Annotated in this window: 15 protein-coding genes; all 15 read left to right on the top strand. The window is 39.2% G+C overall.

From position 1 onward, the window contains the following. Positions 1 to 82 precede the first annotated feature (82 nt). The 15 genes from rplS (at position 83) to codY (ending at position 15,876) form a co-directional block, all read left to right on the top strand. A complete protein-coding gene (gene rplS / locus IEX29_RS13790) occupies positions 83 to 427 on the top strand; it encodes a 50S ribosomal protein L19 (protein ID WP_077601146.1) in 345 nt (114 codons plus the stop codon). A 261-nt stretch (positions 428 to 688) separates the two neighbouring features. Then, positions 689 to 1,237, top strand: a complete 549-nt coding sequence (lepB, locus tag IEX29_RS13795; protein WP_188734976.1) for a signal peptidase I — start codon at positions 689 to 691, stop codon at positions 1,235 to 1,237. A gap of 12 nt (positions 1,238 to 1,249) precedes the next feature. Beyond that, a complete protein-coding gene (gene ylqF / locus IEX29_RS13800) occupies positions 1,250 to 2,089 on the top strand; it encodes a ribosome biogenesis GTPase YlqF (RefSeq protein WP_188734977.1) in 840 nt (279 codons plus the stop codon). Between the two features lie 373 nt (positions 2,090 to 2,462). Next, positions 2,463 to 3,233 carry a ribonuclease HII gene (gene rnhB, locus IEX29_RS13805; RefSeq protein ID WP_188735166.1) on the top strand — a complete coding sequence of 257 codons (771 nt, stop codon included), beginning with the start codon at positions 2,463 to 2,465 and terminating at the stop codon, positions 3,231 to 3,233. 21 nt (positions 3,234 to 3,254) lie between these two features. Continuing rightward, on the top strand, positions 3,255 to 5,417 hold the full coding sequence (locus IEX29_RS13810; RefSeq protein ID WP_188734978.1) for a TP0910 N-terminal domain-containing protein: 2,163 nt from the start codon (positions 3,255 to 3,257) through the stop codon (positions 5,415 to 5,417). Then, on the top strand, positions 5,414 to 5,695 hold the full coding sequence (locus IEX29_RS13815) for an EscU/YscU/HrcU family type III secretion system export apparatus switch protein (protein ID WP_188734979.1): 282 nt from the start codon (positions 5,414 to 5,416) through the stop codon (positions 5,693 to 5,695). Before IEX29_RS13810 ends, IEX29_RS13815 begins: the two co-directional genes overlap by 4 nt. Before the next feature lie 113 nt (positions 5,696 to 5,808). Continuing rightward, entirely contained in the window at positions 5,809 to 6,969 is a 1,161-nt protein-coding gene (sucC, locus tag IEX29_RS13820; protein ID WP_188734980.1) for an ADP-forming succinate--CoA ligase subunit beta, read from the top strand. 61 nt (positions 6,970 to 7,030) lie between these two features. After that, positions 7,031 to 7,933: a succinate--CoA ligase subunit alpha gene (gene sucD / locus IEX29_RS13825; RefSeq protein ID WP_077601153.1), complete on the top strand. Its 903-nt coding sequence runs from the start codon at positions 7,031 to 7,033 to the stop codon at positions 7,931 to 7,933. 118 nt (positions 7,934 to 8,051) lie between these two features. After that, the gene (gene dprA / locus IEX29_RS13830) at positions 8,052 to 8,951 is read left to right on the top strand and encodes a DNA-processing protein DprA (RefSeq protein WP_229720226.1); all 900 of its coding nucleotides are present in this window, start codon (positions 8,052 to 8,054) and stop codon (positions 8,949 to 8,951) included. An 84-nt stretch (positions 8,952 to 9,035) separates the two neighbouring features. Next, positions 9,036 to 11,114 (top strand): type I DNA topoisomerase, encoded by a 2,079-nt coding sequence (topA, locus tag IEX29_RS13835; protein WP_188734981.1) that lies wholly within the window; start codon positions 9,036 to 9,038, stop codon positions 11,112 to 11,114. Positions 11,115 to 11,592: 478 nt separating this feature from the next. Beyond that, positions 11,593 to 12,558 carry a tyrosine recombinase XerC gene (gene xerC / locus IEX29_RS13840; protein ID WP_188735168.1) on the top strand — a complete coding sequence of 322 codons (966 nt, stop codon included), beginning with the start codon at positions 11,593 to 11,595 and terminating at the stop codon, positions 12,556 to 12,558. A 6-nt stretch (positions 12,559 to 12,564) separates the two neighbouring features. Next, the gene (locus IEX29_RS27035; protein WP_268239056.1) at positions 12,565 to 12,693 is read left to right on the top strand and encodes a hypothetical protein; all 129 of its coding nucleotides are present in this window, start codon (positions 12,565 to 12,567) and stop codon (positions 12,691 to 12,693) included. A 13-nt stretch (positions 12,694 to 12,706) separates the two neighbouring features. Further along, a complete protein-coding gene (gene hslV / locus IEX29_RS13845) occupies positions 12,707 to 13,252 on the top strand; it encodes an ATP-dependent protease subunit HslV (protein WP_188734982.1) in 546 nt (181 codons plus the stop codon). A 163-nt stretch (positions 13,253 to 13,415) separates the two neighbouring features. Continuing rightward, positions 13,416 to 14,813: an ATP-dependent protease ATPase subunit HslU gene (hslU, locus tag IEX29_RS13850; RefSeq protein ID WP_188734983.1), complete on the top strand. Its 1,398-nt coding sequence runs from the start codon at positions 13,416 to 13,418 to the stop codon at positions 14,811 to 14,813. 283 nt (positions 14,814 to 15,096) lie between these two features. Continuing rightward, complete coding sequence (gene codY / locus IEX29_RS13855) at positions 15,097 to 15,876, top strand: GTP-sensing pleiotropic transcriptional regulator CodY (RefSeq protein ID WP_077601158.1); 780 nt, start codon at positions 15,097 to 15,099, stop codon at positions 15,874 to 15,876. Positions 15,877 to 16,435: the final 559 nt, after the last annotated feature.

Raw genomic sequence — 16,435 nt, forward strand, 5'->3', positions numbered from 1 at the left:
GCTTATATGCGTGTAAGCATGTAGAACGATGTTCCGCTGTTCAAATAAGGGCATGAGCATTAGTTTGGAAGGAGTGAAAATCATGCAACAAATTATTGCTGATGTAACAAAAGATCAATTGCGTACAGATCATCCTGATTTTCGACCTGGTGACACTTTAAAGGTTCACGTTAAGGTTGTAGAGGGTACTCGCGAACGTATCCAGGTATTTGAAGGTGTTGTAATTAAGCGTCAAAACGGCGGAATCAGCGAAACATTCACAGTAAGAAAAATTTCTTATGGTGTTGGTGTTGAACGTACTTTCCCATTACATTCACCAAGAGTTGATAAAATTGAAGTTTCTCGTCGCGGTATCGTACGTCGTGCGAAGCTTTACTATCTGCGTAACCTGCGTGGAAAAGCAGCTCGTATTAAAGAACGTCGCTAATCAACGAGTGAGAAATATGAAACTAATAAAAAGGGGCTATGTCAATATTGGCAATAGCTCTTTTTCATTGTATAGGAAAATATAATCAGATTAGATGCAATTTAGATTTTATATATAATGTTGTGCAAATGCCGCGCCTTTTAAAGAATGGTTTATCAATTTTTCTTTTTTATTCGGGAAAATTAATAATACTTAGAAGTTGTTTATCTAGTGGTTACTAGCTACAATAAAAGGTAGACTGAAGTTATCGGAGGAAGTCAGATGACAGAGAAAGAGCAAAAAAAGAAAAAAAATGAATGGTTGGAGTGGATAAAAGCAATATTGCTTGCTGTTGCATTTGTATTCATCGTGCGAATGTTTTTATTTGCTCCTATCGTTGTCGAAGGGCCGTCCATGCTGCCAACCCTGCATGACCGCGATCAAATGATTGTTAATAAAATTGCTTACACAATTGGGGAACCGGATCGATTTGATATTGTTGTCTTCCATGCACCCGAGAAAAATGATTTTATCAAGCGTATCATTGGTTTACCTGGAGAGCATGTAGAAGTAAAGGATAATGTACTATATATAGACGGAGAGCCCATAGATGAGCCTTTTCTAAACGACCAGATCTATACGAATGATTTTAAGCTGGAAGAATTAGAAGAGGGTTATGAAGTGGTCCCAGAGGACAGTGTTTTCGTAATGGGTGATAACAGGAGCAACTCGACAGACAGCCGGATTATTGGTGTTGTACCAATGGATGAGGTTGTCGGGAAAGCAAAATTTGTCTACTGGCCATTGGACCGTATACATTTCAGTGAATAAGGAGTGAAAAAAATGCCTATACAATGGTTTCCAGGTCATATGGCAAAAGCACGCAGAGAAGTGCAGGAGCAGTTAAAGCTCGTTGATTTTGTCATTGAATTAGTAGATGCAAGAGCCCCATACTCCTCACAAAATCCAATGCTGCAGGAAGTTTTAGGTCAAAAACCGAAGCTTGTTCTTTTAATGAAAAAGGATTTGGCAGATCCGGCAAAAACGGCTGAGTGGATAGAAAGCTATCAGGAAAAAGGTGTACAGGCAGCCGCAGTTGATGTGAATCAAAAAGGAGATATTCAGCAGGTTATTCAGCTGGCAAAGGCAATGGGGCAGGAAAAAATGGATAAGCTGAAAGCTAAAGGAATTAAACCGAGACCTGCAAGAGCAATGATTGTCGGTATCCCAAATGTAGGAAAATCTACATTGATTAATCGGCTGGCCAATAAAAAAATTGCTAAGACGGGGGATCGCCCCGGAATTACGAAGCAACAATTATGGATTAAGATAAAGAAAGACTTTGAATTATTAGATACACCAGGTATTTTATGGCCGAAATTTGAGGAAGAGATTGTAGGATATCGGCTTGCGGCAATAGGGACGATAAAAGACCAGCTGCTTCCTCTTCAAGATATAACGGCATTTGTTATTCGTTTTTTATTTGAGGAGTATCCCAATCTTCTCAAGGAACGTTATGGCATTGAGAATAGCTCTGATATGGTAGAGTTATTTGAAGGGATAGGAAGAAAACGCGGGGCTTTGGAAAGTGGAGGACATGTGAATTTTGATAAAGTCTCAGATATTGTACTTCAGGATTTACGTTCAGGAAAGCTGGGTAAATTTACGTTGGAACAACCGTAAATCCCTCCCTGCTGAACTCCATAAGTTTCTACATCAAGAAAAAAGAATTTTTATTCAATCAGTAGCCTGCAGGGATTGTTCTTTGCAGGCTATTTTCTTAGAGCATAGGAAACTATAGAATTGTAGCCTTGTGGATAACTATTTATAAAAATACAGCCGAGTCCAGCTCCGAGCGCCAAAAACTAGGAGATTTCACGTCGCGCCCTACGATAAGTCAACATCGGTTCGTCACCTCACCGTGTTTCCTTTATCTCAGTTGCGCCGCTCCAATCTCTACGTTTTTAAGCAGGCGCTCTGCGCTTTTGTTCTTAAAAAAAGAAGATGACTTAATATGTCTGATAAAATGACGATAATAAAAGAAAGCAGGGTAGCTATGAAGAAGCAGTCAATCGCAGAGATTAAAATATTGCTTAATGAAGGCAATCTGACCACTGAAGAATGGGATATACTCGTTCAAGATGATAGAAAAGGTGTGCAGACACTCATAAAATCATATCAGCGAAAAAAAGAACGTGAGACATTATTAATAAATCAGTTTGAAGAAATGCAGCAATATGAGAACAAAGCTTTTCAAAATGGCGCAGGACGGGTTGCCGGTGTAGATGAGGTAGGGAGAGGGCCGCTTGCAGGCCCTGTTGTTGCAGCAGCAGTCATACTCCCTAAAGATTTCCGATTAATCGGCTTAAATGATTCAAAGAAACTAAAGGAAAATGTAAGGGAAGAATATAGTGCTTATATTAAGGAGCACGCAATCAGTTATCATATTTCATTTATAAATAATCAGGTTATCGATCAAATCAACATTTATGAAGCGACTAAAAAAGCAATGTATGAAGCTTTAGCTGGTTTAACGGCATATCCTGATCATGTTTTGATTGATGCAGTCCATTTACCGAATTTAAACTGCTCTCAGGAAGCAATTATAAAGGGAGATGCATCCAGCATCAGTATTGCAGCTGCCAGTGTTTTGGCAAAAGTGGCCCGTGATCAGTTTATGAAGGAACTGCATGAGGAGTTTCCTGGATATGGCTTTAATAAAAATATGGGATATGGCACAAAAATCCATTTAGACGGGTTAGCCAAATTTGGGGTAACACCCTATCATAGAAGATCATTTGCACCAATCAAGACATTTGGAAAATGATGAAGAAAAAGAGGAGAAGCTATGAGGATTCAAGGAAATACAACAGCGGGAAAGTTATTGGATTCATCAAAAGCAAGCCTGCTTAACAATTTGAAAATAGGGGACGTTTTACAAGGTACTGTAAAACAGCTCTATCCAAATCATAAAGCAGCTATTCAAATGCAGGGTAATCAGCTTATTGCCCAGCTTGAGGCTTCTCTTTCTGTTGGCGGAAAGTATTTTTTTCAAGTAACGTCCAGTGAAGGAAAAGTACCTGAATTGAAAGTAATGACAGGTGAACAGCAAAACGGAAAACAATTAATTGGTAATCTGCTGCAACAGCTTGGTATAAAAGAAACCAGGCTATCCTCCCAGCTGGTCAGTATGCTTGTCAGAGAACAGATTCCGATGCAGAGGAGGGATCTGCTGCAGGCAGTTCAATACATACAGGATAATAAAATTTCAGCGCAGCAGGCTCAGCCGGTTCTAATGCAATTAATGAAATTGCGTATTCCCGTGACAGCAGCTTCTTTTCAAGCAATGCAAGCGTATCAGACTGGTGATTTAGGTGAAAGTTTAGCAGTACTTCAACGCTCGCTTCCACCTGGTCAGCAGCCAATGCTGCAAGCTAATTTAGAACATATTTTAAAAGGTTTCGCATCTGAAGAAAGTGCCGTACGTGCTATTTTAACTGCTGATATACAACAGGATAAACCTGTGTTATTTCCGCTTCTCCAAAGACTTGGACTTGTTTCAAAAGCACTGGATAAACAGGGATGGACAGGTGTCTTACAGCAATTGGGGCAAGCAGTCTCCCAGAATCAAACAGGAGCTGCACCATTTACTGTCAGCTTGGAAGGAATGAAGGAACAGATTAAATCTATTTTAGCGAATCAGCAGCAGCTGATAATGGAAGCTGTCGCTGCACAGGGGGGATCTGTTCCAGCACAGGACAGACCGAATTTAGCAGCTCAATTCCCGCAATATTTTTCAAATCATGCACAAGAGAATCAAGGAGCTGTCCGCCAGGTAGTTGAAGTTTTATCAGAACCTAAAAATTATCAAGTATTAGAGAGGCTTATGAACATTTTGGAATTTTCTAATGAAAAAGCTTTGAAAATTGTGCTGACAGCAGATGCAAAGCAGGCAAACCCGGCACTATTCCCTCTTTTGCAGAACCTTGGATTTGTTCCAAAAGCGCTTGACAAACAAGGCTGGGCTAATACATTACAGCAATGGAATCCTCCTGGAGCACAAAATCCGGGAACAGTAACTCCACCTTTTACTACAAGCGTTGAAGGAGTTAGAGAGCAGCTGCAGTCTATTTTGGGGAATAAAATGCAATTAATGACAGAAGCCAGAGTGTTATATGGAGCAATGATGCAAGGGACCAGTTTTTCTGAGCATCCCAAAGCAAATTTAGCTGCTCAATTTCCGCAGTACTTTTCAAATCCTGCTCAGGTTACGCAAGGGAATGAGGGGGCAATTCGTCCATTACTGGAATCATTAGCAGAAGCGAAAAGTTATCAAGCGATAGAACGGCTTATGAATATTTGGACAGCGTCAAGTGAAAATGTAAATAATAACCCTAAGGAGCAATTTCTGCACCAGATTCAGTGGGTTCTTCGCGATGCTGGTGTAAATGCAGAAAGCTCGTTAAAAACAGATGAAGCGAACTCGATGCAGATGAAGCATTTATTACTGGAAATGCTTCAGAATAACAGTGGAGGGACAGGAAGAGAGAATGCTCAGCAGGTTTTGCATTTTTTAAATGGCATGCAATTAAATAATATACATGACAGCAGTTATTTTGTTCAGGTTAATATACAGATACCCAGTCAAAAACTGGGTTTATCAAAGGATATTGATTTGCATTTTGAAGGAAAGAAAACTTCTGATGGAAACATTGACCCTGAATATTGCCGTATTATTTTTGATTTGCAGCTGCAAAGTATGAAAGAAACAATCATTGATATACATGTTCAAAAGAAGGCACTATCTATTACTGTTTATAATGATCAATCCACTACACCGGTGCTGATAGACACATTTCGACCCAATCTGCAGGAAGCATTGGAACAAATAAATTATCAGGTAGCGTCTATTGTCTGCAAGCCTTATACAGAGGCTGATAAACAGCAGCGTCAAACAGGAAGAATAGCTGACGAAAAGGCTGGTCAGGGAAAGGTGGATTTTCGAGTGTGAATGAGAAACGGAAAAAAGCAGTAGCCTTAAGCTATGAACAAAATATGGACGATGCCCCAAAAGTGACAGCATCCGGGAAAGGATTTATTGCTGAAGAAATCATCGAAAGAGCTATTGAACATAATATACCAATTTTAGAGGATCCATCTTTAGTAGAGCTTCTGGGAGAACTGGATATTAATGAAAAGATTCCGGAGGAACTGTTTCAAGTAGTTTCAGAGGTGTTTGCCTTTATTTATCGGACTGATAAAGAGACTGGAAAAGAAAATTGCAGATAACCCGTTTAAAACGAAATAGAGAAATAATATTGGATTTGTTTTCTCTATTTCTTGTTTATTTTATATATTTTTAATACAATAGTATTGCATTGATTTTGATAGGAGGATGGAAGATGAACATTCATGAGTACCAAGGTAAGCAAGTTTTACGAGAATTTGGTGTAAAAGTTCCGAACGGTCATGTTGCCTATTCAGTTAACGAAGCTGTAGAAGCTGCAGAAAAGCTTGGCTCACCTGTAACCGTTGTCAAAGCACAAATCCATGCAGGTGGACGTGGAAAAGCTGGCGGTGTAAAGGTTGCGAAGAGCCTGGAGGAAGTTCGTACATATGCGGATGAAATTTTAGGGAAGACACTTGTAACACATCAAAACGGTCCTGATGGTACAGAAGTAAAACGTTTACTTATTGAAGAAGGCTGTGATATTCAAAAAGAATATTACGTAGGGGTTGTACTTGACCGGGCAACATCCAGGGTTGTTATGATGGCGTCTGAAGAAGGCGGCACAGAAATTGAAGAAGTGGCAGAAGCAACTCCTGAGAAAATCTTCAAAGAAGTGATTGATCCTGTTGTCGGCTTGGCACCTTATCAAGCTAGAAGACTGGCATTTAATATTAATATACCGAATGAATTACTAGGTAAAGCAGTTAAATTTATGACAGCACTCTATGAAGCTTTTGTTGCAAAGGATTGCTCTATTGCAGAAATCAATCCGTTGGTAACAACAGGTGATAATGAAGTGCTTGCCTTAGATGCAAAATTAAACTTTGATGATAATGCGCTGTACCGTCATCCAGACATAGCGGAATTACGTGACTTAGGTGAAGAAGATGAAAAGGAAATACAAGCTTCCAAATATGACTTGAGCTATGTCTCATTAGATGGAAATATCGGATGTATGGTAAACGGTGCCGGTTTAGCAATGTCTACAATGGACATTATCAAACACTATGGCGGCGATCCGGCTAACTTCCTTGATGTGGGGGGCGGTGCTACAGCTGAAAAAGTAACAGAAGCATTTAAAATCATTCTTTCAGACAAAAATGTAAAAGGAATTTTTGTAAACATTTTTGGCGGAATTATGAAATGTGATGTCATTGCTGAAGGTGTTGTAGAAGCAACCAAACAAATCGGCTTAACTATCCCGTTAGTTGTTCGTTTAGAAGGTACAAACGTAGAGCGCGGAAAACAAATTTTAGACGAATCAGGTCTGAATATTACTTCTGCAGCTTCTATGGCAGATGGCGCAGAAAAAATTGTTGCTGCAGTGAAATAAAGTAGTTACCGTATGATTACTTACAAATAAAGGACGTATAATAGGAAAGGGCGGACTTAGAATGAGTGTTTATATCAATAAAGATACAAAAGTAATAGTCCAAGGGATTACAGGTGGAACTGCACGTTTCCATACAAAGCAAATGTTAGAATATGGTACAAAAATTGTTGGCGGTGTTACTCCTAAAAAAGCAGGTACGGAAGTAGAAGGGGTTCCTGTTTTTAATACAGTGGAAGATGCAGTAAAAGCTACTGGAGCAACTGCATCTGTTATCTATGTACCGGCACCTTTTGCTGCAGATGCAATTATCGAAGCAACAGATGCGGAGCTTGATTTAGTTATCTGTATTACAGAGCATATTCCAGTAATGGACATGGTCAAAGTAAAACGCTATATGGAAGGCAAGAAAACACGTCTTGTCGGACCTAACTGCCCAGGTGTCATCACTGCTGATGAAACCAAAATTGGCATTATGCCTGGATATATTCATAAAAAAGGGCATATCGGTGTTGTTTCCCGTTCTGGTACATTAACGTATGAAGCAGTTCATCAATTAACAGAAGCTGGTTATGGACAAACAACAGCAGTTGGTATTGGTGGCGACCCGGTTAATGGAACAAACTTCATTGATGTGTTAGATGAGTTTAATAAAGACCCTGAAACGGAAGCTGTTATCATGATTGGTGAAATCGGCGGTACAGCTGAGGAAGAAGCTGCTGAATGGGTCAAAGCCAATATGACAAAACCGGTAGTCGGATTTATCGGCGGTGTAACGGCACCTCCAGGAAAACGCATGGGTCATGCCGGTGCGATTATCTCCGGAGGGAAAGGTACAGCGGATGAAAAGATCCGTGTTATGGAGTCCTGTGGCATTAAAGTAGCAGATACACCTGCTGTAATGGGAGAAACAATGATTGCAGCATTAAAAGAAAAAGGCCTGGAAGAAAAATGTAAGACACACTAAGCCTGTTATAAATTATTTTAAAGAAGCCTGCCGGAATAGGAAGCTTCTATCTCACTGTCAGATAGAGGCAAGATTCTGTCCAGGCTTCTCATTTTAGCTGAAAGGGGAATTATATGCATTGAATTATCATATTGATCGTCTAGATTTCATTCATCTCAGCCGATGCCGTTATGCTGGCCGCGCTTTTATCCGGAAATGGATCGAACTGGATCCTGAATTAAAAAAAATTTATCAAATTTCCTCTCAAGAATTGTCAAAAATTATTCGAATTCCTCAGAAAAAAGCACAAATCCTCTTGAAAGATCTTCATAATACCCATTTAAAAAAGAAGATTCTGGCAGAAATAAGAGAATATCATATCATCACATTAGTTGACGAATATTATCCCAATATGTTAAATACAATTAAAGACGCACCGCTCGTTTTATACGGAGCAGGAAATCCCGATCTTTTAAAAAAACAGCCGGCGCTTAGTGTTATTGGTACAAGGAATCCATCTAATGAAGCTTTTAGAAAGCTTAACTTTGCAGTAACCCCTCTTATTGACGCTAATTGGGTTATTGTCAGCGGGATGGCCAGAGGGATTGACAGTATGGCACATCGGTTGACATTAGAGCGGGGAGGGAATACGATTGCTGTTCTGGGAAGCGGGTTTCATTCGATATATCCACGGGAGCATATTCCTCTGTACCAGCAAATAGCAAAAGATGGGCTGGTTCTGTCAGAATATCCTCCTGATCAGCCGCCTCAAAAATATCATTTTCCAGAAAGAAATCGGATTATAAGCGGTTTGACAATGGGGACTTTAGTTATTGAGGCAATGAAGAAGAGTGGAACAATGATTACTGTTGACCAAGCTCTGGATCAAGGAAGAGATGTGTTCGCTGTTCCGGGCAGTCCACTTTTAAAACAGTGCACAGGTTGTAATGAGCTCATTCAAAATGGCGCAAAATTAATACAATCCGCCGAGGATATTTACACAGAGTGGAATTATTATTTTCAATTATTCAATAAATAGTGTTTGACAAAATCGTATTCTATCTATAATATTAGGAGCGATTTCTATTCGTAAATTGTCAACCTCATTATGGGAGGAACGTACATGTCAGATTATCTCGTTATCGTTGAGTCGCCAGCGAAAGCAAAGACGATTGAACGATATTTAGGAAAAAAATATACAGTAAAAGCTTCCATGGGACATCTTCGGGATTTGCCAAAGAGTCAAATGGGAGTAGATGTAGAGGAAAATTATAAACCAAAGTATATTACCATTCGAGGAAAAGGAGATATACTTAAAGACTTAAGAAAATCAGCAAAAAAAGCAAAAAAAATATATCTTGCAGCCGATCCGGATCGTGAAGGAGAAGCGATTGCATGGCATTTGGCACATATTTTAGATGTTGATGAGAAATCTAAATGCCGTGTCGTGTTTAATGAAATTACAAAGGATGCCATTAAAGAATCCTTTAAACATCCCCGTCCAATAGACCTGGACTTAGTTGATGCACAGCAGGCACGCCGTATCCTTGATCGGTTAGTCGGCTATAATATCAGTCCTATACTATGGAAGAAAGTGAAAAAGGGACTGAGTGCAGGACGTGTGCAATCTGTTGCTTTAAAAATGATTATTGATAGAGAAAAAGAAATAGAGAATTTTGAGCCTGAAGAATACTGGTCCATTGATGGGATATTTGCAAAAGGAAATGAGACATTTGAAGGCTCATTCTATGGTATTGATGGCAAGAAAACAAAGCTTAAAACAAAAGATGATGTCGAAGAGGTTAAAAAGAAGCTGGACGGAAAAGAGTTTACGATTAACAGCGTGAACAAAAGGGAAAGAAAAAGAAATCCCGCACTTCCATTTACAACATCGTCACTTCAACAGGAAGCAGCAAGAAAGCTTAACTTTCGGGCAAAGAAAACAATGATGATTGCCCAGCAATTATATGAAGGAATTGATCTGGGGCGTTCTTCAGGCGGGATTACAGGTCTAATCACATATATGCGTACAGACTCTACCCGAATTTCGGATGGAGCAAAGGAAGAAGCAAAAAACTATATAAAAGAGAATTACGGAGATGAATTTTTAGGCAAACAGGGACCTGTTAAAAATAAAAGCGGCGCCCAGGATGCCCATGAAGCCGTCCGTCCGACATCAACCTTACGCGATCCAAAGGAACTAAGGAATATTTTATCAAGAGATCAGCTGCGATTATATAAGCTGATCTGGGAACGCTTTGTCGCCAGCCAAATGGCACCGGCTGTAATGGATACTATGACAGTACATCTGTTAAATAACGGAGTAGAATTTCGTGCAACCGGTTCAAAAATAAAGTTTAAAGGCTTTATGAAGGTCTATGTAGAAGGCAATGACGATAACAAAAAAGTGGAAGATAAAATACTGCCGGACTTAGAAGAAGGTCTAAAGGTTGAGTCCAAAGAAGTGAAACCGAATCAGCATTTTACACAGCCGCCGCCACGCTATACAGATGCGAGACTGGTAAAAACAATGGAAGAGATGGGGATTGGCCGTCCATCTACTTACGCACCAACATTAGATACGATTCAACGCAGAGGTTATGTATCTATTGATAATAAACGGTTTGTTCCTACTGAACTGGGTACCATTGTCTGTGAACTCGTGGAAGAATTTTTCCCAGAAGTGATTAATGCGGAATTTACTGCAAAAATGGAGACAGATTTAGACTCTGTCGAAGAAGGAAAAACCGCATGGATTCAAATTATTGATGACTTTTATCAAGATTTCAGCAAACGGCTTGAAAAAGCAGATGCTGAAATGGAAAAGGTAGAAATACGCGATGAACCTGCTGGTATTACCTGTGAAGAATGCGGACATGAGATGGTTTATAAAATGGGGAGATACGGTAAATTTCTAGCGTGTTCCAATTTTCCTGATTGCAGAAATACAAAGCCGATCTTAAAGAAAATTGGTGTCACCTGTCCGAAGTGTCATAAAGGCGAAGTAGTAGAAAGAAAATCGAAGAAAAAAAGAACATTCTATGGCTGCGACCAATTTCCGGAATGTGATTTTGTTTCGTGGGATAAACCTATTGCCAGAAGCTGTCCGAAATGTGACTCCATGCTTGTTGAAAAGAAAAGTAAAAAAGAAACGCAAGTTCAATGTTCCAATTGTGAATATAAGGAAGTTGCACAAAAATAGCTGATTATTTAATTAGCTATTTTTATTGTGGATAAAGAATATAAATTGGAATATAACAATCTAATCTCAAATGTAATAACAAATATAAGAACATTAAAGTTGACTAAAAATACATTTGTTATTATAATCACTAGTTGGTAAGGTAATTACCTTTACAGAAGATAAACGATAAGTTGAATGATAATATTGCCCCGGATTATTTGAATAGTTATTTCCGTCCCTTTGCCTGAGAGAATCTTACACCATAGCTGATGATTCTCTTCTATCTATTTACAGAAAAATAAGGTAAAAGGGAATGTATATAACTTCTAATTACCTGGTTAAATGTTTCTTCATTTCATTGAATTTTCTTAACCGTAAGCACCTTTCAGAATTTTATTACAATTGCGTTAAGTTCATTGCATTCTTATATGGATTATGCTATGCTTTATCCGTTATACGATGATGGGGTGAATTCTTTGTGAATTTAAAAGCATATATGGATCAATTTATAGAGTATTTGCAAATTGAAAAAAATGCCTCACCGTATACTGTGCAATATTATCGGAGCGATTTAGAAACATTCGAAGCTTTTATGCAAAGAGAAGACGTAAATGATTTAAAAGAAGTAAGTTATCGGGAAGTCCGGGTATTTCTTACAGAATTGTATGACGCTTCATTAAGCAGAAGGTCTGTTTCCAGAAAAATATCTTCCCTTAGAAGCTTTTACCGTTTTTTAGAACGGGAGAAGCTCGTTGTGGCGAATCCGTTTATACAGCTTACACTGCCTAGAGCAGAAAAGCCTGTACCCGGCTTTTTTTATGAAGAAGAGCTGGAGAAGCTTTTTAATGTAAGTGATTTGATGTCGGATTTAGGGCAGCGTGACCAGGCGCTGCTGGAGGTTTTGTATGGAACCGGAATCCGGGTCAGTGAATGTCAGCAGCTGCAGGTGCAGGATATTGATTTTTCAATAGGAACTATTTTTGTTAAAGGAAAAGGACGTAAAGAACGTTATGTCCCTTTTGGCAGTTTTGCAGAAGCTGCTTTAGAAAAGTATTTGATTAATGGAAGGAAAAATTTACTGAATAAATCAAATAACATGACAGAGAATGTATTTCTAAATGCAAGAGGAAATCCGATAACGACAAGAGGCATTCGTACTGTGTTAAATAAAATAGTAGAAAAAGCTTCTTTAAATATTCAAATACATCCTCATAAACTCAGACATACATTTGCAACACATATGCTGAATGAGGGAGCCGATTTAAGGTCAGTACAAGAATTGTTAGGGCATGAAAGTTTATCCTCTACACAAATATATACACATGTCTCTAAAGAGCATTTGAAGAAGGCTTATATGAAAAGTCATCCGCGCTCAAGTGAGAATCTAAAGCGAAGAGCGCCCGTTCAGCAACGTATGAACTGGACTGAGGAGCAGGAGATAAAGGAAACACGACGACGGTAGGAGTCGATGTTGACTTATCATACGGAGCTGAGGGAAGCTGCAGTAGCTGTTGGGCGCCCGGAGCTGGATGCGGCTATTTTCGAAACAAAAATAAATTCTGCAAAATTGTATTCTTACTTTACTATTAAAAATTAGATGAGGTGGATATATGGATTCTGGGATGCACGCCACAACTATATTTGCAGTGCAGCATAATGGAAAGTGTGCAATGAGTGGTGACGGCCAGGTTACATTGGGTAATGCTGTTATTATGAAGCATACTGCAAAAAAAGTAAGGACTTTGTATAATGGTAAAGTTCTGGCAGGATTTGCCGGCTCTGTTGCAGATGCTTTCACGCTGTTTGAGAAATTCGAAAATAAGTTACAGGCTTTTAATGGTAATTTGACAAGAGCGGCTGTTGAATTAGCACAAGAATGGCGTACTGATAAGGTTCTTAGAAAACTGGAGGCTATGCTGATAGTAATGAATAGAGATAGCATGTACCTTGTATCTGGTACGGGGGAAGTTATCGAACCGGACGATGGTATTTTAGCTATTGGTTCTGGAGGCAATTATGCGTTAAGTGCCGGCAGAGCATTGCTGCAAAAAGCTCCTCAGCTGTCTGCTGCTGAAATTGCACAGACAGCATTAGAAATTGCAGGAGATATTTGTGTGTTTACCAATGATCAGATTACATTAGAAGTGTTGGAATAAAACTTTAACGAAGTGTTTAAAAAACGTCAACTAAAGGGTTTGTAGCCTGTCACTTGGGGTTGTGGTTACTTATCCCCAAGTGATAGGCTGGTAACTTTATGCACATCTTTTTTAAAGTGATTTCATGCTTTTAATGAAGTCTTGATAAGGGAGGATACTTTTGATGACGGCAGACTTAACGCCAAAGCAAATTGTGACTCAGTTAGATCGATATATTATAGGGCAGAAGCAGGCCAAGAAATCTGTGGCTGTGGCCCTTAGAAATCGTTATAGACGTATGAAGCTGGACGAAGATTTTCAGGATGAAGTTGTGCCCAAAAATATTTTAATGATTGGGCCGACAGGTGTAGGAAAAACCGAAATTGCAAGGCGTCTTGCCAAGCTGACAGGTGCGCCCTTTATTAAGGTAGAAGCTACAAAGTTTACAGAAGTTGGTTATGTCGGCAGAGATGTTGAATCAATGGTTCGTGATTTAGTTGAAAAAGCTGTTCGAATGGTGAAAGAAGAAAAGATGGAAGATGTTATGGATTCTGCAGAAAAAGAAGCAAACCAAAAGCTTATAAAACTGCTTGTCCCTCAAACAAAATCTAAAAATTCTGTGAAAAACCCTTTTGAAATGCTGTTTCAATCTTCTGATTCGGATGAAGATCAAGAGGATGATTCTTCTAATGAAGAATCAGAAATTAAATCAAAGAGAAAGCGGATAGCCCACCAGCTGGCTTTAGGCGAGCTGGAAGACCATTATGTTTCTATTGAAGTGGAAGAAATTCCGCCATCTATGTTTGACATGCTGCAAGGTTCGGGAATGGAACAAATGGGGATGAATATGCAGGATGCTTTTGGTCAGTTCATGCCAAAAAAGAAAAAGAAACGTAAATTAACCGTTTCAGAGGCGAGAAAAGTCTTGACCCAGCAAGAAGCACAAAAGCTTGTCGACATGGATGAGGTCACACAGGAAGCTATTAAACGTTCTGAACGAACAGGTATCATTTTCATTGATGAAATTGATAAAGTTGCTGGAAAACAAGAAGGCTCTGCAAATGTTTCCAGAGAAGGTGTACAAAGAGATATCCTGCCAATTGTGGAAGGGTCAACCATTGTCACCAAGCATGGAGCGTTAAAAACGGATCATATCCTTTTTATCGCAGCAGGAGCTTTTCATATGTCGAAGCCTTCTGATCTGATTCCTGAACTGCAAGGCAGATTTCCGATTCGCGTAGAGTTAGAAAAGCTTACAATCAATGAATTTAAGCAAATTTTAACAGAGCCTTCCAATGCTTTATTAAAACAATATAAGAAAATGCTGGAAACAGAAGGTATAAAACTTAAATTTACGGACGAAGCTATAGAAAGACTTGCACAAATTGCTTTTGATGTGAATCAGAATACAGATAACATCGGAGCACGCAGATTGCACACTATCTTAGAAAAATTATTAGAAGACCTATCCTATGAAGCTCCTGATATTTCAATGACAGAAGTTGAAATTACCGGGGGATATGTTAATGATAAGCTTTCGACTATTGCTCAAAACAAGGATCTCAGCCAATTTATACTATAAGAGGAAGTTCAAAAAGCCCCAAATGATAAGCGGCGAACACTTTAGTTGACATGACTTTTACGATGGGGCTGCGATTACTCGCCCCACCAAAAGCGTTACTCACTTATTAAAAAGCATCGAGGAACTTCTGTTAAGAACGTCCACGTCCTGTGGACAACACAGAAGTCACCACATCCTGTGGAAGGCCGTTCGTAAAAGTCATGTCGCCTTGACCTTCTTGCTTCTAATTTGACTACTTTTTGAACATACTATAATTTAAAATTCTAAAATGGAGGAATATCAAATGGATTTATTAACTAGAGCAAGAAAAATTAATGCAATGTTACAAACAGCAACAGGAAAGTCAGTAAACTTTAATGAAATGTCAGCGTCATTACGTGATGTGATTCGCGGGAATGTCTATATTGTCAGCAGACGTGGAAAATTATTAGGTGTCGCAGTAAATCAAGAGGTAGAAAATGATCGTATGAAATCAATGCTTGAAGAAAAGCAATTTCCTGCAGAATATACAGAAGGATTACAGGAAATCCGCGAGACTACTGCAAACCTTGATATTGATAACAAGCACACAGTGTTTCCTGTTGAAAATAAAGAATTATTTAAAGATGGCTACACTACAATCGTTCCAATTATCGGTGGTGGAGAACGTCTCGGCACATTAATCATTGGCCGCGTAAATGAAACATTTAATGATGATGATTTATTATTGGCTGAATACGGTGCAACCGTAGTAGGGATGGAAATTCTTCATGAGAAAACAGAAGAAATTGAAATGGAAGCAAGAAGCAAAGCTGTTGTACAAATGGCAATCAGCTCTCTGTCTTATAGTGAACTAGAAGCAATTGATCATATTTTTGAAGAATTAAACGGAAAAGAAGGCTTATTAGTTGCAAGTAAGATTGCTGACCGTGTTGGAATTACACGTTCTGTAATTGTTAATGCACTTCGTAAGCTGGAAAGTGCCGGAGTTATTGAATCCCGCTCTTTAGGTATGAAAGGAACTTATATTAAAGTATTAAATGATAAGTTCTTAGTAGAACTGGAAAAAATCCGTACACGCTAAATAAACTGATAAAAAAGCAGTGGAGGAATATTCCCTCACTGCTTTTTTTTAGGAATAAGAAAAAATATATAAATGCTGAAGTCAGCCCCTTCAGCGGGTTTCATGGGGGGAGTAATCTTAGGCCCCAGAAATACACTACGCTTTCCGTGGGCCCCGAGCTCATCTCCTCGAAAAAAAGAAGAGCACTTTTTTTCTGCAGGGGCATACAGGACGTATGTCAGTTTGGTGCCTGAGACAGGACGTCGCGAACTTAACCGAACTTCCAATTCTGTTTTTACGCATTCCCACAGGAGTCTCCGTGTATTTCTTCCGGGACTGGGACTGCGATTACTCTCCCCATCCAAAACCGTCGCTAAAATTAGCTTTACTCTTTTGTAAAAAAGCAAATAAAACATATTTCTGCATAGATGGGAGCGGAGGGAAGTCGACTCCTGCGGGAAAAGCAACAGGTGAAGACCCCGCAGAAAGTGGTCTTCTTTCGGGGAGACTGAGGCGTTGCCCGCGGAAAGCGACTTCCCGTAACGGACATCTCCACGGCAAGAACACAAGTGTTTCAAAG

This window comes from Oceanobacillus neutriphilus (assembly GCF_014645515.1).
Lineage (GTDB): Bacteria > Bacillota > Bacilli > Bacillales > Amphibacillaceae > Oceanobacillus > Oceanobacillus neutriphilus.